Origin of the sequence: Candidatus Poriferisodalis sp. (assembly GCF_965214215.1) — a bacterium.
Taxonomy (GTDB): Bacteria; Actinomycetota; Acidimicrobiia; order Acidimicrobiales; family Poriferisodalaceae; genus Poriferisodalis.
This window is the reverse complement of record NZ_CBDCBD010000003.1, coordinates 378,355-397,632: the sequence shown is the minus strand read 5'-3', so window position 1 is coordinate 397,632 and position 19,278 is coordinate 378,355. Positions and strand designations below refer to the sequence as shown.

The following is a 19,278-nucleotide window of genomic DNA, read 5'->3' as shown; positions in this document are numbered from 1 at the left end:
GCGGCGGCTACGACAGCCGCCGCAGGCCGGGTCATTCCGAAGCTGATACCCGTTCTTGCCGGCGCACCACCAGGAACCAGGTGAGCACGAACGACAGGACCACCAGGATCACGCCCATCAGCCCTGCTTCGGCGATGAACGCATCTTCGAATGACCCGTAGATGCGGGTCGTCAGCGTGGAGAAGCCGAGGGGCGACACCAGCAGGCTGATCGGCAGCTCCTTCATGACCGAGAGCAGCACGAGGCCAGCACCTGCCGCGAGTGCGGGGCCCATGACCGGCAGGTCCACGGTGAAGAGGCGGCGCACCGGTCCTGCGCCGAGCAGGCGGGCCGAGTCGTGCAGCTGGCCGGGCACGCTGCGGACCGCCACGATGCTGACGCCCATCGCGAGCGATCCGAAACGCACGATGTAAGCAAAGATCAACAGCACGGTCGTGTCCCCGAGCAGCTCCAGCACGAGGTCGGTACGAAGCGTCCAGAAGCGCATCGACAGCGCGATGAGCAGGCCGGGCAGCGCAAAGGTGCTGATCACCACTGCGTGCGCCAACGACCCGGTGCGTGAGCGGTGACGCCCTACCAGCATCGCGATCGGCAGCACCGCGGCGACAGAGATCAGTGCCGCCACGACGCTCACCCACAGGGTGTTGAACGTGGCATCGGCGATGCTCGGATAGTCGACCGCGAGAGCTCGCTCGCCGGTGATCGAGCGAAGCACGCCTCGCTGAGCCCAATCCACCAAGGCGATGAAGGGAGCGCCCACGCTGGCGAAGACCGTGATCATCACCGCCGCCAGGGCCGCGGGCCGCCAGCGGCCCAGGTCGTAGTCGAGCGGTCGTTGGCCACCCGAACGTGCCCCGTCAGGGAGGCGGCGGGAGAACCATCGCTCGGCCAGCACCACCGTCGCAGCCAGGACCAGCAGCATCAGGCTGAGCGCCAGCGCTACGGGCGGGTTCGCGAGGTAATTCGTGGCGATCGCCCGAGTCAGCGTGTCGTAGCGCATGAGCTGGACGGCGCCGAAGTCGCTCAGCGTGTACAGGAACACCAGCAGCGTTCCCGCGCCGATAGCGGTGCCCGCATGAGGCAGGCAGATCCGCCGGAACACCGCAAACGCACTGTCCCCGAGCAGCCGGGCGCTCTCTTCGAGGCTGCCGGGGAGCTGGCGCAGCCGGGCCGCGACCGGCAGGTACACGTAGGGATAGGTCATGAGCACCAGTACCAGCCAGGCCCCGAAGAACCCCCGCAGTTCCGGCACCGTGGTGATGCCCAGGCGCGCTGCCAGATCGTTGGCCAGCCCGCCCGGGTTGAGCGTGCGGATGAATGCCGCGGCACCGACGAATGTCGGATACACCAGCGGCAGCGGCAGCAGCACGCGCCACAGCCGGCGCAGCGGCAGGTCGGTGCGCATGGTGAGCCAAGCAAGGCCGGTCCCAAGGACCAGGGCGCACGCTGAGACCGAAACCGCGAGCCGGAGCGTGCGCCACAGCGGGCCGAGGGTGCGAGCGCTCCACAGCAGGCCCTCGGGACCAGTGCCGTCACGCAGCGCCCGGTACACGAGATACACGCCGGGGAAGGCGAACAGGAACGCCAGCACCACGCCGGCGACGCGCAGCGCCGAAGGTGCGGTGCTGCGCCCCCGCCGGGCTGCTGCGATCATCTCAGCGACCCGTTCGGGCCGGCATCGGGATGGGTGTCACTCGTTCAGGATGCCGCTGGCCTCGATGATCTCGGTGGAGCGTGCAAAGCCATCACCGAGTGAGTCGGAGCTAATGCTGCCGATCTCGGGGCCGCCCAGCGCCGGCAGGACATCGGCGGGGGCGACTCCGGCGGCGAGCGGGTACTCGAGCGTTTCCCCGCTGAAGTAGTTCTGCGCAGGCTCGCTCAGCAGGTAGGCGATGAATTCGCTAGCGGCGTCGCCGTTCGAGCTAGAGGCGGTCACCGTGGCGGCCGTGATGATCAGCAGCGAGCCGATGTCGTCGCCGGCGAATTCCCAGTTCGCAGCACGGTGGTCGTCACCGGAGGCCGCCGCAACTTGGTACTGGTAGTAGTGGTTCACGAGTCCCATGTCGATCTCGCCCCGACCCGCGGCCTCCACGATCGACCGGTTATTGGGGTAGTAGCGGCCACCGTTGGCGACCATCTCATCGAGCCATCGGGCTGCGACGTCGTCGCCGTGCTGATTGCGGAACACCGTGAACCAGTCGACGAACGAACCGTTGGTCGCGGGGATTGCCACCCGACCGCGGAAGCGCTCACCGGTGAGATCGAAGACCGACGCAGGCAGTTCGCTGTCGGCGACGTTGTCGAGGTTGTAGACGAGCACGCGCTTGCGCCCGGTGAAGCCGACCCACGTCCCCGAAGCCGAACGGTTCTCCTCGCTCACGAGTCCTAGGACGTCGCCGTCGATCGTCCTCAGCAGCCCCTTGCCTTCGAGGAATCCCACCGGTCCGGGCGAGCGCGACAAGAACACGTCAGCCGCGGTGCGGTCGCCTTCTTCTGCGAGCAGCAGGGCCAGATCGGCCGACGAACCCCAGCGGACCGCCACCTCGATGCCGGTCTCGCATGCAAACGCATCGAGCACCGGTCCGATCAGATTCTCGGTGCGGCCGGAATAGACGGTGAGCTGCCGGTCGGTCTCTGAAGCGCAGTCACCGTCGAAGATCTGCGCAGCGGGTCCTTCCAGCGTGCGCGCCGAGCCGCACGCGGCGGCAATAGTCGCGACCGTCACGGCGAGAACTGCCCAACGAAGACGTCGCGGGCGCGCTACCCATGATGTCGGTCGGGTTGAGAGGCAGTGCGGGTCCGTGTGCATGGCGCAGCACTATAGCCAGAGTTTCCGCTGAATGTAAGGTATCCCTAACTAAGACCGTGCGGGGGGCCGACTCATTGCCGGACCTCGTGCCGCGCTCAGGCGAAACGCAGGGGCTCGTCGGCGCTCCAGTCGACGGGCTGCTCGTCGAGGTTCAGCGCCAGCCGATGCCAGACCAGCTCGACAGCGGCCTGTGCCGAAGCCGCAGTTTCGCCATCCTCCTCGGCGGCACTCACCATGAGCTCGTACATGGCACCGTCGGTCTCGCTGGTGGGGCGGGCCAGCAGCGCCATGAACGCCTCGGCCATCTCGCAGGGCTCCAGCATCCGTGGCTGCCAGCGCCCGAAGACCCGCTCGTTGCCGGCGTAGGAGTTGGTCATGCCCGTGCGCACGAACGGCAGCAGCAGCGTGAAACAGCTCACCAGGTCGGCGCTGCGGCCCAGGTTCACCTTCAGCACCTTGGGCAGCTGCAGCACTGCCCAGTTGCTGAGCGCGTAGCCCGGCACTGCGGGGCCAGGGTCCACGGCTTGGCGGGAGGACACATACACGAACTGTGCCGTCTCGCCCGCGTACACCGCCTCGCCCGCCCACAGATGCGTCGAAGCCAGGAAGCCGTCGACCTTGGTGTCGAGCACCAGCCGCGACTGCTCGAGGTTGTCGATGAAGTGCTGACGCACCCGTGCTCGCCGCAGCGACGATGACTCGCCCTCCACCTGGCGCAGCGTGCGTCCCAGGTTGTAGCCCGTTTCGGTCAGCCCGGAGTTGCAGATCACCAGGTTCGGCGGCAGCCCGCCCATCTGGTCCATGACGTAGCTGCGGATGGCCCACAGGTCGCGCAGGTTGGTCACGTCGGCCTGCACCGGAAAGGCGCGCACGCCTTCGTGGCGCAGCTGGTCGACGAGGTCGAACCCGTCCTCGTAGCTGCGATGAAAGTGGATGCCGACTGAGTCTGCGCCGTTCAGCCCGGCGCTGAGTGCGAACGCCTGGCCGATGCCGCCGTCCTTGCCGGCACCGGTGATGAGCACACGCTTGCCCTCTACGCCACCGCGCAGCGCTTCGAAGCGAAACCTGTCGGTGGGCGCGGTGTAGGCCATGGCAATGCTCCTCATTGAGCGACGGGCCGAACTGCCGGTCGATGTCCGGTCGAACGCTCGGTGCCGACCGCGAGTCTGCCCTACGTAGCCACGGGGGTGAGACCCGCGCATTCACGGGCCGCTCGGCCCGCAGCTCAACCTTTCAGCGGCCGGTCCACACTGGGTCGCGCTTCTCGACGAAGGCGCGCGGTCCCTCAAGGAAATCCTCGGTGCCCAAGATGTTGCGGAAGTGATCCTTGGTGATCTCCCAGCCGTCCTCCTCGGAGCGTGCGTGGCTCTCGAGCACAACAGCGCGGCTCTCGCGCACCGCCTTGGGGGCGTTCGCGATGATCCGCTCGGCGAGCTCCATCGCAGCAGGGACCACCTCGCCTTCGTCGGCCATCTCGTTGACCAAGCCGAGCTGGTACGCGCGCTCCGCGGAGATCGGATCACCGGTCATGGCGAGTTCCAGCGCGACATTGCGGCCCACCACCTGCGGCAGCCGGAACAGCCCGCCGGCGGCGGCCACCAGCGACCGCTTCACCTCGGGAATGCCGAAACGGGCCCGGGGCGAGGCCACCACAAGGTCACACGACAGCACGATCTCCAAGCCGCCGGCCAGCGCCGCTCCGTCCACCGCTGCGATGAGCGGCTTGGTGCGGGGGTAGCGAGCGAGCCCGGCGAAGCCGCCCTTCTCCGTCTCGATCGGCTTCTTTGCTGCGACCGACTTGAGATCGGCGCCAGCGCTGAACACGGTGCCGGTTCCCGCAAGAATCCCGACCCAGACCTCCGGGTCGGCCTCGAAGGTGTCGAGATGGGCTTCCATCTCCGAGGACACCTCGTGGCTGATGGCATTGCGGGCTTCGGGCCGGTTCAGCGTGAAAATCGCGACCCGCCCCTAGACTTCATAATCAACAACCATCGCGCCAATCTAGGCATGGAACTACGCGACAATCTCGACAGACATCTCCTTCCAACGCTGTGCACGTGCGGCCTCCTGTGGCTGCTCTCGGCGATGCCAAGTGACTCAGCCGAAAATGCGAGTCCCGCGCCCCTCACGCATGGCATGATCGGCCCATGGAGTCCAAGGCGTGGCGGGTGCGACCGGATCCGGTGCTGGGCCGGCTGGAAGCGCGCTTCGACCGGGCGAAGAGACGGCTCTTGCGCACCGATGAAGGCCGCTGGGCACTCGTGGTGCAGGGAACACTCCAATCTGAGATTGAGGTGTTCGACACTGAAACGGAGGCCGCTCACGCCGGGTTCTTGCACCCGTCTCGGAAGCGCTTCTGCGTCAAACCCATTGTGAAACGCGAAGAACCCATCGTGATCAGCGCGGCTCTTGGGCCTTTCCTGCACGAGCCTGACGCAATCTGAGCCGAGTGAATCTGCTCTTTGGGCGTCATTTCAACGTTAGAGCGCTTTGAGATTCGCTGACCAATGGAACGCTGTGGTTCTGACGGCGCATATCGGCCGAAACGGGGCTTGTTTCAACGTCGAATTGGCGCTCACGGCCTACGAGGCACATCGGCGCCAAGCTGGCCTCGTACAGCTTCCGCTGACCTTCCCGAAGCGCGGAGACGGTTTGGTCGACGCAGGTTCGGAAGTCTCGGTGATCAGTGATGAGGCGGCGGAGGCCTTAGGACTCGAAGCCATCCGCACTGTGCCCGTCGTCACAGTCCATGGTGAAGAGCCCGCTGAGGTCTGCGTGGTGCAAGTCACGTTGGGGCCCGGTCAGCGGCCACGCCCGCGGCCGGTCGAAGTTCATGCTGTTCGACGGCCGTTGCGAGCGGTTCACATGCTCATCGGCCGAGACATCCTCCGGCATGGACAGCTGACGTGGGACGGGCCGTCGTCGAAAGCGACACTGCGGTTTCCCGCTGCCGGGAATTAGCGGCGGATGTCGGGGGCGCCGAGGCGTGCGGCGTCGGCGGTCTGGTCGTCGGGGTGGGTTTGGCTGTCTCGCTCGGCGTCGACTCGTGCTTGGTAGTGCCAGACCTCGCGCTCGATCGTGTCAGGCGACCAACCGAGTTCGGCGCCCATCAACTCGGCCGTGTCCTGGGCAACGTCGACGCCGCGGTCCCATGACTCCACCGACAGCCGTGTGCGTCGGGTCAGCACGTCGTCGAGGTGCAGGGCGCCCTCGCTGCGGACTGCGTGGGTCACCTCGGCGCGCAGGTAGGGCAGATCCGCAGCCAGCGGCTCGCCCAAGTCGGGCTGGGCGGCGATCAACTCGAGCACCTCGGTGATCCGGTCGCCATGGCGGTCCAGCAGGTGTGCAGCCGCGGCACGGCTCAGTCCCACGCGGGCGCCGAGTTCGTCGTGACGCTGCCGGAGCTCCCCGTAGCCAGCGGCGCCCACGAGCGGGGTGCGCAACGTGGCGGATCTGCGCGCCGCAGCATCTCGACGGCGACGGCGCAGGATCGGCGCAGCCCCGCCCCGGGCCTCCATCACCTCGTCGAGCGCTCGCTCGACCGTGTCTGCTGCCATGACCCGGTAGGTCGTATATTTCCCGCCGGCCACAGACACCAGCCCGGGTGCCACGCGGGTGATGCTGTGCTCGCGGCTCAGCTTGGCTGACTGCTCGCTCACCGACGGATCGTCGCCGGCAACCAGCGGCCGCAATCCCGCATAGACGCCGCAGATGTCCTCACGGCTGATCGGGTTGGCCAGCACACTGTTGAGGCGCTCGAGCAGCAGCTCGATGTCGGCGCTGCTCGCAGCGGGGTGGGCGTAGTCGAGATCCCAATCGCTGTCGGTGGTGCCGACGATCCAGCGCTCGCCCCACGGCACCACGAACAGCACGCTGGGCGGCGTCGGCACGATCAGCCCGCAATGCAAGTCGATCCGGTCCTTGGGCACCAGCAGGTGAATCCCTTTCGAAGCGCGGATGCGGGTCCGCTCGAGGTCGGGAGCGTCGGCGCCGCACTCCGCCAGTTGCTCGATCTGACTCGTCCACACGCCGGTGGCGTTGATCACGGCGTCTGCATTCAGCTTGAACGTGCGACCGGTCTCGCCGCAGTGAGCAATCACGCCGCGGACTGCGCCGCCGGTGACGACCAGCTCCTGCACTCGGGTCGAGGTGAGAATGCGGGCGCCGTGTGCTGCCGCCGTCCGGGCGATGGCGACGACCAGCCGAGCATCGTCGGTCTGGCCGTCCCAGTAGGTGATGCCTCCGCGCACCACACCGGCATCGAGGCCGGGGGCAAGGCGCTGCGTTGCGCGGGCACCGAGGTGGCGGTGCGAGCCGTTGCTGTGGCGGCTGCGGCCTGCCAGGAAGCTGTAGAGCGCGATGCCGAGCCCGGTGCGCAGCCGCTCGCGCCACCCTCGCCGGATCGGGTAGAGGAACTGCACCGGCCGCACCAGGTGTGGCGCCAGCTGACCCAACAGCAGCCGGCGCTCGCTCAGCGATTCGGACACAAGACCGAGTTCGAGGCGCTGCAAGTACCGCAGACCCCCGTGGATCAGTTTCGACGATCGGCTCGAGGTGCCCGATGCGAGGTCGCGCTGTTCGAGCAACACGACGCTGAGACCTCGCAGTGCCAGGTCGAGGGCGCAGCCGGCGCCGGTGACGCCCCCGCCGATGACGACGACGTCTACGCGGCCGCCGTCCCGCTCGCCGCTGAGCTCGTCAAGCCAGGCGGCACGCTGGGAGGGTCCCAGCCTGCTGTCGCCGCCAGTGCCGCAGGGAGGTGCAGCCGTGCCGGTCGCGGCCGGGTCGCTCACTGGCCGCTCGCGCCGTCGGCGAACTCGTCGGGCAGGTGGCGGCGGATCGCCCAGCCGAAGAGGTTCCAGCCGAAGTCGCCGCGGGTCAGGTCGTCTTGGGCGATGCGCGCTGCTTCGGCGGAGATCGGGATGGCGTTGCGGGCCTTCATCTGCACTTCGGCTACCCGCTCCATCAACACGAACCAGCCCACAGCATCGGCGGGGCTCGTGCCGACCGTCAGCAGACCGTGATTGGCCAATATGGCGGCTCGGCAGCCGCCGAGCGCGGCAGCGATGCGCTTGCCGCCGTCGGTGGAGAGGACCTGCACCTCTTCGTCGTCGAACAGGACATGGTCGTCGAAGAAGCAGGTCGCTTCCTGATTGATCGGCTCGATCATGCGCCGCTCGGCCGAGAACGGCGTGCCCCACCCGGTGTGCGTGTGCGCCGCGGCGCCGATGTCGGGGCGCGCCTCATGAATGGGATGGTGGATGTAGTAGGCGCTGGCATTGACGAATGCGGGTCGGCCATCCTGATCGGCGGCGGTGCCGTCGGGCGCGACGAGCACAAGGTCCGCGATGCGCGCTTGTTCGAAGGGCACGCCGTAGCGCAACAGCCACATGTGGTCGGGCCGCAGCGGATCGCGGCAGGTGATGTGTCCATCGCCCAGCTCACCCCAGCGCAGCGTTCCCAACAGTCGGTATGCACGGGCCAGATCGTCTAGCAGGCGGGCGCGCTCAGCGTGCGGATCAGCCTCGAACGGCTCGACGGCTTCTGCGGCAAGGTCGCGAGCATTCACGCGGCGAATTCTGCCACGGCGGCATCACAGCGAGTCGCCCGGCTCCGTCGAGGCGAAGTAGTGTCGGCCAACCGGCCTGAGCAGGCTTGCACATGGGGGTCTCATGGCGACGGTCACCCTCGACCGGCTGACGAAGAAGTACCCGAACGGCTTCGTCGCGGTCACTGAACTGAATATCGACATCGCCGATGGCGAGTTCCTGGTGCTGGTCGGCCCCTCGGGCTGCGGCAAGTCCACCGCGCTGCGCATGGTCGCCGGGCTCGAGGAGATCAGCGACGGGGAGTTGCTGATCGGCGGCGAGTGCATGAACGATGTGGAGCCCAAGGACCGCAATATCGCGATGGTCTTCCAGAGCTATGCGCTGTATCCCCATCTCGACGTGGCCCGCAACATCGGCTTCCCCCTCAAGCTGGCAGGCATCCCCAAAGCCGAGGTCGAGACGCGGGTGCGCGAAGCCGCCCGCCTGCTGGAGCTGGAACCCCTGCTCGGCAACAAGCCCGCACAACTCTCGGGCGGCCAGCGCCAGCGGGTGGCGATGGGCCGTGCCATCGTGCGTGACCCTGCGGTCTTTCTCATGGACGAGCCGCTGTCGAATCTGGACGCAAAGCTGCGGGTGCAGATGCGGGCAGAGATCACGGCCCTGCAGCACCGCCTCGGTGCCACCACCATCTACGTGACCCACGACCAGGTCGAAGCCATGACCATGGGCGACCGTGTTGCCGTACTCAAAGACGGCCTGCTGCAGCAGGTGGACGACCCGACCGACCTGTACGAACGGCCCGACAACCTCTTCGTTGCCGGTTTCATCGGCGCGCCTGCGATGAACCTGCGCTCGGCGCGACTGGAACGCAGCGCCGACGCTTGGCAGTTGCAGCTGGGCTCGCAGACGCTCGTGCTCAGCAACGAAGTGCTCGCCGCGAATCCCGCTTTGCAGCGATATGACGGCGCCGATGTCGTGGTCGGCATCCGCCCCGAAGCGTTCGAGGACGCAACCGTCGCGGACGAGGGCGGACCACGCCTGCGGGCGACGGTGTCGCTGACCGAAGCGCTGGGCTCCGACTTGCTGCTGCACTTCCCGCTCGACGCCCCGTCAGTGGAGGCGGGCGATCCCGATGCGCTCGAAGGCATCGAGGATCGCATGGTCATTGCCCGGGTTCATCCTCGCAGTGCCGCCCGGCCGGGTTCGACGGTCGAGCTGAGCGTGGATGTCGACGGTCTGCACTTCTTCGATCCCCAGACCGAGGCTGCGATCCGCTCCTGAGCCCTCGTTTACGGATTCCAGAGCTTGCGGTGGGGCATGGATTGCAGGACGAGCTGTCCGAACAGGTCGCACTCGGCCATGTGGGGGTAGCCCGACAGGATGAACGCATCGATGCCCACCGTTCGATAGGCGTCGAGCTTTGCGGCGACCTCGTCGGGATCGCCCACGATGGCTGCCCCTGCTCCGCTGCGGGCACGGCCGATGCCCGTCCACAGGCCTTCCTCGGCAAAGCCGTCACCGTCGGCGCTGTCTCGCAGCTCGGCTTGGCGTCGCACGCCGACCGACGCCGAATCGAGTGCCCGAGCCCGTATCGCGGCACCGGTGTCGTCGTCGAGCTGGCTGACGAGCCGCTTGGTGGCCGCTATGGCCTCTGCGTGCGTGTCCCGCACGATCACATGTGATCGCAGGCCGAACGTGAGCTCCCGCCCGACCGCGGCAGCGCGATCTCGCATCTCGCTGACGGTGCCCCCAACGCCCGCCACGGTGTCGGGCCAGGTGAGAAAGACGTCGGCTGCGACCGCGGCAGTGTCTTTCGCGTCGTCGGAGAAGCCGCCGAAATAAAACGGCGGACACTGCCCGCTGACCGTGCGGACGCGGGGAGGGTCGAGCTGGACAGACACGAATTCACCGTCGAAGTCGACGGGCTGGCCGTCGAGGAGCGTCCGCAGCACGCTCATGTACTCGCGGGTGCGCTGGTAGCGCGGGGCAGACGGGAGCGGCGCGCCGGGAAGGTCGCTGGAGATGATGTTGATGGTCAGGCGCCCCGCGGACATGCGGTCGATGGTGGCGAGCTGGCGCGCCAGCTGGGGCGGCCACAGTTCGCCCATGCGCACCGCCAGCAGCAGGTTGATGCGCTCGGTCTGTGTGGCGATGCCAGCGGCGAACGAGGTGGCGTCGATGCCGAGGTCGTAGCCCGAAGGCAGCAGCACGTTGTCGAATCCGTTGCGCTCCGCGGTGGTGACGATGTCGGCACAGTGCTCCCAGGTGCTGGCCAGGTTCGGATCTGGCACCCCCAAGAACTCGTAGTCGTCGTCGCACAGCGCCGAGAACCACGCAACCTCCGGCGGCACTGTGGTCATGGCCGCGGCTCCGCGAGCTGCGCTGCTGTGGTCATGGCCGCGGCTCCGCAAGCTGCGCCGCGGCGCTCACGAGCCCAACTCCGCCGGGGCGAGCAGCTCGCTCATCTGCACTGGCCTGCCCTCGTCGATCGAGATGTGCGCAGCTCGGCCGATCGCCACCGACCACAGCCCGTCGGTCAGCGTGCACTCGGCCGGGCTTGATGTCAGCACAGCGTCGCGAAAGCGTTCCAGCTCGATGTACGACGAGCCGTGGTGATGGCCGACGACCGGGGCGGTGCTGGTGATCTGTCGTTCTTCGACATTGCCGATCCAGTCACGCTCGCGCACGCCGATCCTCAGCACGTCGTCGGGGATCAGCGCTTCGAGCTTTCCGCTGTCGCCCACCACCGACAGCTCTTCTTGGTTGCGCGTGGCGTCGGCGAACATGCACAGGTCCAGCAGTGCCCTCGCCCCTGAGGTGAACTCCACGATCACGAAGGCATTGTCCAAGATGTCCGGTGTCTCGCCGTCGTAGCGCTCGTCGAGGTGATTCACGTCCTGTGCGCCCGATGCCATCACCCGCACGGGTTCACAGCCCACGATGAGCCGCATGAGATCGAAGAAGTGGCAGCACTTCTCCACCAGTGTTCCGCCGGTATTGCGGTTGAACCGGTTCCAGTCGCGCACCTTGGGCTGGAAAGGGAAGCGGTGCTCGCGGATGGTCACCATTGCGATGCGACCCACCGCGCCGGCGTGGGCCTGCTCGATCAGCGCAGCCACCGGTGCCATGTAGCGGTACTCCAGTCCGACCCACACCAGCGGTCCTGTATTCCCCAGCGCCTCGATGCCGCCGATGATGTGTCGGCAGTCATCCAGCGTGGTGGCCAGCGGCTTCTCGACTAGCTGGGGAACACCAGCCGCGGCCACGTCCAAGACGATGTCGGTGTGCAGGTGGTTCGGCGTTGCGATCACTACGGCATCGCACAGCTCTGCGTCGAGGAGTTCCCGGTGGTCGTCGAAACACGGCACCGGATCGAGACCGTTACAGGCCAGTTCGTGCTGGGCTGCGGTGAGCGATGGTTCCCAGTTGTCGCAGAACGCCGCTACCTCAACCCCGTCGAGTGCGATGACATTGGCGATGTGCTCGATGCCCATCATGCCGGTGCCGATGACGCCGAAGCGCATCGGCCGGTCGCCGTCCGCGGCCGTCTCGCTCACCGCGAGTGCGCGCTGGCGGAAGTGCCATGCGAGCTGTCGCCGGTGCCCGTCACGGCAGCGGCACCCCTTCGGAGGCTTCGACAATGTCGTACACGTCGTTGCGATCAAGCTGGACGGCGAGCGTGGCCTGCAGCGCTTCGAGACGCTCGAGCCGCTGCGTGCCGACAATGGCGATGGGTGCAGTGGGGTGAGCCAGCACGAAGGCCAAGCAAATCGCAGCCCGGTCGACGCCTTCCCGCTCGGCCAGCCGATCCAGCGTGTCGAGCAGATCCGGTCGCACGCCGCTGTCCTCGTCCGCTTCGGCCAGCAGTCGCTCGCCGGTGAGCGACTGCTGCGCCATGAGAGGCCCGCCGTCGAGCGGGCGCTGCGTCATGAGTCGCCCGCCTGCTAGCGGACTCCATGCCAGCGGCACCATGCCCACCTCCGCGCACAAGTCGAGCGTGCCGTCGCGCAGAGGGTCCAGGCAGGCGGCCGAGTACTCAGGCTGGGTGCTCACGAGCGGCGCCTCGAGATGGGCTGCCAGCGCCCTGGTCTGGGAAGGCGAGTAGTTGGAGACGCCCACAGCACCGACGAGACCGTCAGCGACCAAGCCGTCGAGTGTTTCGGCCACCTCGGCGGGATGGGTGAACATGTCGGGCCGGTGCACTTGGTAGAGGTCGATCCGGTCGGTTCCGAGCCGTTCCAACGAGGCCTCGCACGCTGCTCGCAGAGCTGCCGCACCCGAGTCGTACGGCACCGGCGGCACGATGCCACCCTTGGTGGCGAGCACGATGCGGTCGCGCAGTTCCGGCCGGGCCCCCAGCACCGCTCCCAGGTTCTCCTCGCAGCTGCCGAAGCCGGTCCCGCCCCAGTCCAGCCCGTACACATCGGCGATGTCCACCAGATTCATGCCGAGCTCCAGCCCGGCTTCGATCAGCGTTGCGTTCTGGCCGACGTCGGTGCCGGTGAAGCGCCACAGGCCCAAAGCCAGCGGTCCGACCTTCGGCCCGCTCGATCCGAGACGCCTCGGAGCAGACCGCACCAGCCCGGTCGGTACATCGGAACTTGACACAGTCACCTCGGCCCAGACGTCAGATGGACTAGGGCGCAGTCTGCCGGGGCGGCGCCGATGCCGTGCGCCGGTTCTGAGCCCGATCGTGTCGTTGCGATGCACGCATTCAGGACTTCACAGAGCCGGCCAGCAGACCGCGAACGAAGAACCGCTGCAGGAAGAAGAACACCAGCATCGGCACGCCTGCCTGCACGAACGCACCGGCCGACAGCAAGTGCTCCCGCAGGCCGAACTCGCCGGCCATCGAGGCGATCTTGATGGTGGCCGGGTAGTTCTCGCCCGCGGCGCCGAGCATGGTCAAAGCAATCAGGTAGTCGTTCCAGGTCCACAGGAACTGGAAGATGGCAAAGGCCGCCAGGGCAGGCACCGAGAGCGGGACGACGATCCGCCAAAAGATCGTGAAGTGGTCGGCGCCGTCGATGCGGGCCGCCTCGAACAGCTCTCCGGGCAAGGTCGAGATGTAGTTGTGCAGCAGGAAGATGGCGAATGGCAAGGCGAATGCGGTGTGGGTCAGCCACACGGCCGTTGCGGTGCCGGCGAGGCTGAAATCGGGAATGAGCGTGACGACGATCTCGGTCCCAGGAAGGGACCAGTGCGCGCCGCCGGAGAACATCTGCAGCAGCGGAAGCAAGGCCACCTGGTTGGGCAGGGCAAGCAGCGACACAGTCCCGATGAAGATCCACTCGCGGCCTCGGAACGGGATCCATGCAAAGGCGTACGCCGCCAAAGCAGCGATGGCGATCGGAATGATCGTTGCCGGAAGGGCGATCGCGAACGAGTTGAGCAGCGCCTGCCACAGCCCGCCGGTCTGAGCGCCGGAGGACAGCACATCGCCGTAGTTCTCCAGCGTCCAGTTGCCCTCAGTGAACGACGTCCACCAGCCCGAGGCGCGTTGATCGTCACGATGCCGGAACGAGTTGAGGAACAGGCTGCCGGTGGGAACGCTCCACACGATCACCATCAGCCACAGCACCCATACCGGAATGGAGCGCAGGAAGCGGTACACGGCTCGCCCGACGCGGTCGGTGCCTTGACGCCCACCCGATGCCGGGCCGGCTCGGGTCGGCGGCGCAGCCTCTTCGGCCTCGACGGCGCTACTCACCGCGTTGCATCCGTCTGACGTTGAGGCCCATGACCGGCACCACGCCCAAGAACAGCACCACCGCCAAGGCCGATCCCAGCCCCAAGTTGAACTCGGTGAAGCTGCGCTGCCACATCTCGTTGGCGATGACCTGCGTGCCGAAGTTGCCGTTGGTCATCACTCGCACGATGTCGAACACCTTCATGACCAGCACGATCATTGCGGTCATGACCACCGTAATGGTGGGCACGATGGTGGGCAGCGTCACTTGGAAGAAGACCTGGCGCTCGTCTGCGCCGTCGACCCGGGCCGCCTCGATCAAGTCCGCGGGCACCGCCTTGATCGCTGCGGACAGGATCACCATGGCGAACCCTGTCTGGATCCAGATCAGCACCACCATCAACCACACATTGTTGAAGGGGGATTCCTGGACGAACAGGATCGTTCCCGCAATCGGTTCGCCGTTGGGGCCCATCACCGAACCGCCGACGCCCGGACCCATGAACCGGTAGATCAGCCACAGCAGCGGGATGGCCGCGGTCGCCGAGCCGATGGCGAGCGCCGACTGCCGTCGCCGCACGCCGAAGGCGCACAGTGCGGCCAGCATGGCAGTAACTGTTGCCAGGACGGCAACCGCAATCCACGCCCCGCCGGTGGAGGGCCTCAGCGTGCCGAGCCAGACCCAGATGGCGTTGAGCAGCCCGGTCTGAGACTTCTGAGGCGGACGGGCGATGTACATGAAGCGCCAGATGATCCCCGCTCCGACGAAGGAGATCGCCATCGGCAAGAAGATCAGGCTCTTGGCGAAGGATTCGCGCTTGGTGCGGTCGGCGATCACCGCGGCCAGCAGGCCCAGTGCGGTGGACAGGAACGTGACCGCCACCACCCACCACAGGTTGTTCATCACTGTGCCGCGCAGATTGGCGAACACGGCGAAACTGAGCAGCAGGCCTCCGCCGATCCCGATCCCGACCGTGCTGGCTGAGATGTCTGCCTTGACGCCGCGACGTCGACCCCGAACCAACGCAATGACCGCCGCAAAGGCAAACAGAATGACGCTGCCCCAGAACAACTGACTGCCGAAGATGCCGGCCCAGCCCGACAAATCCAGACTCTGTGCGTTGGTGAAGATGTCGCCGTAGTTGGCAAGCCCGCGAAACCCGGTGCCGGCCTTGTCGAACAGCGACAGGTAGATGGTCCGCAGCAGCGGGATGATCAGCCCCAGTGCGACGAACAGCATGGCCGGTCCCACAAAGGTGAGCGCTCGCAGCCGGCTCTGCATGGCCGATGTGCGTTTCGCAGAGGGGGGCCGCAGCATCCCGACGGCTGCGCCTGCCAGTCCGAATACCGCAGCACCGCCGACAATCCATGAGAGCTGTGAGCCTCCCAGCAACGGCGTGGAGTCGGCCCCACTGCGAAGACCTGAAGCCACAGCACCCGCAGCGCCTCCGGCGAGCACGCCTGAGGTTGCGGTCACGACGGCCCAGCGCCGCTCGACGAGTCCGAACAGGCGGTGAGTGACCCAGAACACTGCGGCGCTGGCACCGACGGCTATCACCACTCCTGCAAGAGCCCCCCACAACGCCGCCATGGTCGCAGTCTTGCAGTTGGCGCTGGGCAGCGGCGCACCTCGGCTCCGGCGATCGGCGCGCCGGAGTCACGACGAAGGGCCGCCCCGCACGTGCGGAGCGGCCCTTCGCCTACGAATTCGACCTGGCCGGCGGGTGCACCTCGCGGCGCAACACCGGCCATGTGCGGCTCAGTCTCAGCCGGGCCAGCTGTCGTCGATGGCCTGGGTTGCCTCAGCGACGCTCTTGTCGCCGTTGACCACCGCGGTTCCTTCGGTCCAGAAGGTGCCGGCGCCGACCTCGGCAGGCATCAGGTCTGAACCGTCGAAGCGCACGACGTCGGCGTTCTGCAAGATGCTGAGGAACGACTGCTCGAGCGGTTGGTACACGCTCGGGTCCTGATTGGTCGCAGCCGACAGGAAGCCGGACAGGCCGCCGCCCTTGCGCTCGGTCTGGGAGCGCTGGCGGACCTCGGCGTATTCGGAGCTGCCGAAGTACTTCATGACTTCCCACACCTCGGGAGCGTCGCGGAAGGCGCCCACCAGGGTGCCGGCGCCCAGTACGGGCTGGTCGCCCTTCACCGACGGGAAGTAGAAGGTGTCCACGGCGTCGGCCGAGCCGTCCGCGAACACGGTTCCCTCGGGGATGAACGCGGCATAGAAGGACGCCTGGCGGTGCATCATGCAGTCGTTGTCGACCAGCGGCTGGCCGTTGTCGCCGAACGGCGTCGCGGCGATGGAGCCACCGGCGGCGAACACCATTCCCGGCGTGTTCCACAGGTCAAGCACCTCGTTGAACACACCGCTGACCTCGTCGCTGGAGAACGCCAGATCGCCGGCGACCCACGCGTCGTAGTCCGCAGGCGTGTGGAAGCGCAGCATCAAGTCCTCGACCCAGTCGGTGAAGGTCCAGCCGGTGGCCGGACCGCTCTCGATGCCGATGCAGAACGGGGTATCGCCGTTCGCGATCATCTCGGCCGACAGTGCCTTGAGCTCGTCCCAGGTACCCGGAACTCCATAGCCCTTCGACTCGAACAGCGCCGGCTTGTACCACACCAGCGACTTCAGGTCGGACTTGTTCGGAATGCCGTACTGGGTTCCGTCGACGTCACCGAAGGCCGTCCACGCGGGCGTCCAGTGCTCGTTCATCGAGGCAATGACATCGTCGGGCAGCGCAATGACGTGGCCGTCGCGTGCGAAGTCGGCCAGCTTGCCCGGCTGCGGGAAGATGAAGATGTCCGGCGGGTTGCCGCCGGCTGCTTGCGCATTGATCTGGTCTGCAGCGTCGCGGGCACCGGTGTAGGTGATCTCGATGCCTGTCTCCGCCGCGAAGTGGTCCAGCGCATCCCGCAGGGCACCGGCCTCCTCGTCGCTGGACTCGGGACCGAAGACGGTGACCTTCGTCCCCGACAAGTCCATCATGTTCTCAGCCATGTCGTCGCTCATGTCGTCTGACATGTCATCGGACATGTCATCTGACATCTCGTCCGCCGCAGCCGGCGCCTCTGTCGTCGCTGCTGCCTCGTCCTCGTCGTCGCCCCCGCATGCAGCAGCGATCAGCGCGAACGCGAAGAGCGCGCCGATCAGCTGAGTCACACGGCGTCCCCGTCGGGTTCGCTTTTCGGATGGGTGTGCCATTGAGTAATTCCTCCCTGAATGACGCAATACCAACGCAGTGCCGCGTCTTGTCGCGCACACCGTGCGACCATGGGACGGTCGCTGCTGGCCAGTCGTCTCGGCGATTTGCCTGACCGTGCAGGCTAACGAGCGTGGGTAGCGCGCCGTGAATCCCGCAGTATGACAGTCGCGTGACGCACGCACCCGCCTAGTTCAGGCGGCAGACGATGGCACTGCGGGGCGCCAAGTTCAACTCTGCTGGCAGCAAGGCAGGCGCGACGCGGCCCGCAGCCGGTGTCGCATAAATCAGCTCGCTGCCGGTGGGGAGATGCACCGCGGCCTCGGCGTCGGCGGTGTTGACTGCTGCCACTACCGGTCCGCGGCGCAGCACGATGACTGCTCCGCCGCCGTCGCGCGCCCACTGCACCTCCTCGTCGGCCAAGCCGTCCGCTTCGAACAGTCGCCGCCGAGCCTGCAGCAGTCGCCGGTAGCTGTGCAGCTGCGAGGTCTCGACGTTCTCCTGTGCTTCGGCAGTGTGCTCGTCGGGTCGCTGCTCGCTGGCCAGCCACGGGCGGACCGCCGAGAAGCCGTTGAACGGCCCCGGCCGCCACGGCATCGGCGTGCGGCAGCCGTCGCGGCCCGCAGCCACGTCGCCGTCGGGTCCCACCGGGTCCAGCTTCGATTCCGGTGCCACCAGCCCGTCTTCGAGCCCTAGCTCCTCGCCTTGGTACAGCACCGGCACGCCGGGGGCGAAGGCGAACAGCACGTTCATGGCCAAGGTGCGTTCGCGGCCCGCTTCGCCGCCGCCGAAACGTGTCGGTGCGCGAGGCATGTCGTGGCTGCCCGCTGCCCAAAGCAACCGGTCCGAGAGTTCGCCCGGTCCCGTCAGCGTCTCCCACAGCTCGTCGACGCTCCATTCGATGTGCATCGGCGCAAACCAGTAGCCGCCGTGCATGCCGTCGGGCGGCAGCAGGCTGTCCATGCCGCGAGGGTCGAGGTGGTATGTCTCGCCGTGCAGGAAAGCGCCGTAGCTGTCGCAGATGGTGCGCCATCGGCGGAACACGTCCTGGCTCTCGGGCTGAAAGACGTCGTGGAGGTGTTCGAAGCAGTCCCACTGCTCCCAGCGGCTGACGCCGGGGGGGATCGGCTGCAACTGCGGATTCGAGCGCAGCGCGGCGTCCTTGACCAGACCGCCGGCTACGTCGATCCGGAAGCCGGCGACACCTCGGTCCAGCCAGAACCCCAAGATGGCGTCCCACTCGTCGGCCACCGCGCGGTTACGCCAATTCAGGTCTGGTTGCGAGGGCAGGAACAGGTGCAGGTAGTACTGGCCGGACTCCGGCTCCAGTGTCCAGGCCGGACCTCCGAAGTAGCCGACCCAGTTGTTGGGCGGCCCGCCGCCGGGTGCCGGGTCGCGCCAGATGTAGTAGTCGCGATAGCGCTCGCGGTCCGCCGCGCCGGCGCCGCCGAGCGCTGCTTGGAACCAGCGATGGCTGCTGCTGGTGTGATTGGGCACCAGGTCGGTGACGATGCGGATGCCGCGGTCGCGCGCTTCGTCAGCCAGCCGATCGAATGCCGCCAGGTCGCCGAAGAGCGGATCCACGTCGCAGTAGTCGGCTACGTCGTAGCCCCAGTCATCGCCGGGCGTGGGATAGAACGGGGTGATCCAGATGAAGTCCACACCGAGGTCGCCGAGGTAGCCCAGTTTCGATCTGATGCCCTCGAGGTCTCCGACGCCGTCGTCGTTGGAGTCGGCGAATGAGCGGATGTAGATCTGATAGCCGGCAGCGCCCGCCCACCACCGCCTCGAACTGCTGCTGGTCACAATGGAGTTCTAGTGCAGCCGGTCGGCCAAACCAAAGACCGACCCGCAGAAGCGGGCCGGGCCGTGCAAACCAAAGACCGACCCGCAGAAGCGGGCCGGTCCTTGGTCTGTCAGTTTGGGTTATGTGATGTGCTGCCCGGAGTTTTCACCCCGAGCGGTGAACACGTCACGATCGTAGCGCGGGAGAAAATGGCATGCGCCACACTTGGGGCACACGATCGA

At 67.0% G+C, this 19,278-nt stretch carries 16 protein-coding genes; 3 read left to right on the top strand and 13 right to left on the bottom strand.

The annotated features are described in order from the left end of the window. Nucleotides 1–31: 31 nt before the first annotated feature. The 4 genes from ACOOF5_RS04325 to ACOOF5_RS04310 form a co-directional block, all read right to left on the bottom strand. Nucleotides 32–1,654 (bottom strand): ABC transporter permease, encoded by a 1,623-nt coding sequence (locus ACOOF5_RS04325; protein WP_420436985.1) that lies wholly within the window; start codon nucleotides 1,652–1,654, stop codon nucleotides 32–34. Between the two features lie 36 nt (nucleotides 1,655–1,690). Further along, on the bottom strand, nucleotides 1,691–2,725 hold the full coding sequence (locus ACOOF5_RS04320) for an extracellular solute-binding protein (protein WP_420436983.1): 1,035 nt from the start codon (nucleotides 2,723–2,725) through the stop codon (nucleotides 1,691–1,693). 179 nt (nucleotides 2,726–2,904) lie between these two features. Then, entirely contained in the window at nucleotides 2,905–3,900 is a 996-nt protein-coding gene (locus tag ACOOF5_RS04315; RefSeq protein ID WP_420436981.1) for an SDR family NAD(P)-dependent oxidoreductase, read from the bottom strand. A gap of 142 nt (nucleotides 3,901–4,042) precedes the next feature. Next, nucleotides 4,043–4,765: a crotonase/enoyl-CoA hydratase family protein gene (locus tag ACOOF5_RS04310; RefSeq protein ID WP_420440883.1), complete on the bottom strand. Its 723-nt coding sequence runs from the start codon at nucleotides 4,763–4,765 to the stop codon at nucleotides 4,043–4,045. Between the two features lie 191 nt (nucleotides 4,766–4,956). Here ACOOF5_RS04310 and ACOOF5_RS04305 point away from each other — a divergent pair, with 191 nt between their 5' ends. Next, nucleotides 4,957–5,253 (top strand): hypothetical protein, encoded by a 297-nt coding sequence (locus ACOOF5_RS04305; RefSeq protein ID WP_420436979.1) that lies wholly within the window; start codon nucleotides 4,957–4,959, stop codon nucleotides 5,251–5,253. 73 nt (nucleotides 5,254–5,326) lie between these two features. Continuing rightward, on the top strand, nucleotides 5,327–5,770 hold the full coding sequence (locus tag ACOOF5_RS04300; RefSeq protein ID WP_420440881.1) for a retropepsin-like aspartic protease: 444 nt from the start codon (nucleotides 5,327–5,329) through the stop codon (nucleotides 5,768–5,770). Here the strand turns inward: ACOOF5_RS04300 and ACOOF5_RS04295 are convergent. Together ACOOF5_RS04295 and ACOOF5_RS04290 are read right to left on the bottom strand one after the other, a co-directional pair. Further along, the gene (locus ACOOF5_RS04295; protein WP_420440879.1) at nucleotides 5,767–7,539 is read right to left on the bottom strand and encodes a glycerol-3-phosphate dehydrogenase/oxidase; all 1,773 of its coding nucleotides are present in this window, start codon (nucleotides 7,537–7,539) and stop codon (nucleotides 5,767–5,769) included. The two genes, ACOOF5_RS04300 and ACOOF5_RS04295, sit on opposite strands and share 4 nt — an antisense overlap. 59 nt (nucleotides 7,540–7,598) lie before the next feature. Next, nucleotides 7,599–8,378: a class II aldolase/adducin family protein gene (locus ACOOF5_RS04290; protein ID WP_420436977.1), complete on the bottom strand. Its 780-nt coding sequence runs from the start codon at nucleotides 8,376–8,378 to the stop codon at nucleotides 7,599–7,601. 103 nt (nucleotides 8,379–8,481) lie between these two features. Here ACOOF5_RS04290 and ACOOF5_RS04285 point away from each other — a divergent pair, with 103 nt between their 5' ends. Continuing rightward, a complete protein-coding gene (locus ACOOF5_RS04285) occupies nucleotides 8,482–9,639 on the top strand; it encodes an ABC transporter ATP-binding protein (protein ID WP_420436975.1) in 1,158 nt (385 codons plus the stop codon). Nucleotides 9,640–9,647: 8 nt separating this feature from the next. Here the strand turns inward: ACOOF5_RS04285 and ACOOF5_RS04280 are convergent, their stop codons facing one another. The 7 genes from ACOOF5_RS04280 to ACOOF5_RS04250 all read right to left on the bottom strand — a co-directional run bounded on the left by ACOOF5_RS04280 (nucleotide 9,648) and on the right by ACOOF5_RS04250 (nucleotide 19,056). After that, on the bottom strand, nucleotides 9,648–10,718 hold the full coding sequence (locus ACOOF5_RS04280; RefSeq protein ID WP_420436973.1) for an LLM class flavin-dependent oxidoreductase: 1,071 nt from the start codon (nucleotides 10,716–10,718) through the stop codon (nucleotides 9,648–9,650). A gap of 66 nt (nucleotides 10,719–10,784) precedes the next feature. After that, the gene (locus ACOOF5_RS04275; RefSeq protein ID WP_420436971.1) at nucleotides 10,785–11,915 is read right to left on the bottom strand and encodes a Gfo/Idh/MocA family protein; all 1,131 of its coding nucleotides are present in this window, start codon (nucleotides 11,913–11,915) and stop codon (nucleotides 10,785–10,787) included. 49 nt (nucleotides 11,916–11,964) lie between these two features. Beyond that, nucleotides 11,965–12,936, bottom strand: coding sequence for an aldo/keto reductase (locus ACOOF5_RS04270; protein WP_420436969.1), 972 nt, complete (start codon nucleotides 12,934–12,936; stop codon nucleotides 11,965–11,967). A gap of 136 nt (nucleotides 12,937–13,072) precedes the next feature. Beyond that, complete coding sequence (locus ACOOF5_RS04265) at nucleotides 13,073–14,068, bottom strand: carbohydrate ABC transporter permease (RefSeq protein ID WP_420436967.1); 996 nt, start codon at nucleotides 14,066–14,068, stop codon at nucleotides 13,073–13,075. After that, nucleotides 14,061–15,638: a carbohydrate ABC transporter permease gene (locus ACOOF5_RS04260; RefSeq protein WP_420436965.1), complete on the bottom strand. Its 1,578-nt coding sequence runs from the start codon at nucleotides 15,636–15,638 to the stop codon at nucleotides 14,061–14,063. The genes ACOOF5_RS04265 and ACOOF5_RS04260 overlap by 8 nt, the downstream gene beginning before the upstream one ends. 174 nt (nucleotides 15,639–15,812) lie before the next feature. Beyond that, nucleotides 15,813–17,210: an ABC transporter substrate-binding protein gene (locus ACOOF5_RS04255; RefSeq protein WP_420436963.1), complete on the bottom strand. Its 1,398-nt coding sequence runs from the start codon at nucleotides 17,208–17,210 to the stop codon at nucleotides 15,813–15,815. 229 nt (nucleotides 17,211–17,439) lie between these two features. Then, complete coding sequence (locus ACOOF5_RS04250; RefSeq protein ID WP_420436961.1) at nucleotides 17,440–19,056, bottom strand: alpha-amylase family glycosyl hydrolase; 1,617 nt, start codon at nucleotides 19,054–19,056, stop codon at nucleotides 17,440–17,442. Between the last annotated feature and the right edge of the window lie 222 nt (nucleotides 19,057–19,278).